Annotated in this window: 1 protein-coding gene; it reads left to right on the top strand. The window is 51.1% G+C overall.

From position 1 onward, the window contains the following. A partial coding sequence (locus Q0882_RS16605) for an isocitrate lyase (protein WP_299184086.1) occupies positions 1–1,421 on the top strand: 1,421 nt, incomplete at both ends.

The raw sequence follows: 1,421 nt of genomic DNA, 5'->3' as shown, positions 1-1,421 counted from the left end.
AGCCCTTGGGATGCAATCAACCCAGAATCTGCTGCACGCATGCGTGCTCAGAACAAATTCAAAACTGGCCTGGATATCGCTAAATACACTGCTGGTATCATGCGCCGCGACATGGCTGAGTTCGACAAAGACAAAACTAAGTACACACAGTCTCTGGGCTGCTGGCACGGTTTTGTCGGTCAGCAGAAGCTGATCTCTATCAAGAAGCACTTCGGTTCTACTGAACGTCGTTACCTGTACCTGTCTGGCTGGATGGTTGCTGCTCTGCGTTCTGACTTCGGTCCTCTTCCTGACCAGTCCATGCACGAGAAAACATCTGTTGCTTCTCTGGTAAACGAACTGTATACATTCCTTCGTCAGGCTGACGCTCGTGAACTGGGCGGCCTGTTCCGTGAACTGGACAAAGCACGTGAAGCTGGCGATGCAGCGAAAGAAGCTCAGATCCAGGATCAGATCGATAACCATGAGACTCACGTAGTACCAATCGTTGCAGATATCGATGCGGGTTTCGGTAACGCTGAAGCGACTTACCTGATGGCTAAGCAGATGATCGAAGCCGGTGCTTGCTGCCTGCAGATCGAAAACCAGGTTGCTGACGAGAAGCAGTGTGGTCACCAGGACGGTAAAGTAACGGTTCCTCACGCTGACTTCCACGCGAAACTACGCGCTCTGCGTTACGCTTTCCTTGAGCTGGGTGTTGATGACGGTGTTATCGTTGCACGTACTGACTCTGAAGGTGCTGGTCTGACTAAAGAGATCGCTGTAGTTAAAGAGCCAGGCGATCAGGGTGACGTATACAACTCTTACCTGGATGTTGAAGAAGTTGCTCCAGAAGATACTGCTGAAGGCGACGTTCTGATCAGCCGTAACGGCAAACTGGTTCGTCCTAAGCGTCTGCCATCTGGCCTGTATCAGTTCCGTCAGGGCACTGGTCACGAGCGTTGTGTATTTGACTGTATCGAAGCGATCAATGCCGGTGCTGACCTGCTGTGGATCGAAACTGCAGTTCCAACTGTTCACGAAATCAAAGGCATGATGGACGATGTACGTAAAGTACACCCAAATGCGAAACTGGTTTACAACAACTCTCCATCTTTCAACTGGACACTGAACTTCCGTCAGCAGACTTACGATGCATGGGCTGCTGAAGGTAAAGACGTTTCTGCTTACGATCGTGACAACCTGATGTCTGCTGAATACGACGGTTCTGAGCTGTCTAACGCTGCTGATGCTCGTGTACGTACGTTCCAGGCAGATACTGCTCGCGAAGCGAACGTGTTCCACCACCTGATCACACTGCCGACTTACCACACTACTGCCCTGTCTGTAGACAACCTGGCGAAAGAGTACTTCGGTGATAAGGCGATGCTGGGCTACGTTGAAGGCGTACAGCGTAAAGAGATCCGTCAGGGTATCGCATG

Origin of the sequence: uncultured Neptuniibacter sp. (assembly GCF_947498015.1) — a bacterium.
Taxonomy (GTDB): Bacteria; Pseudomonadota; Gammaproteobacteria; order Pseudomonadales; family Balneatricaceae; genus Neptuniibacter.
The sequence above is the reverse complement of the archived record's forward strand: the minus strand, read 5'-3'. Positions and strand labels throughout refer to the sequence as shown.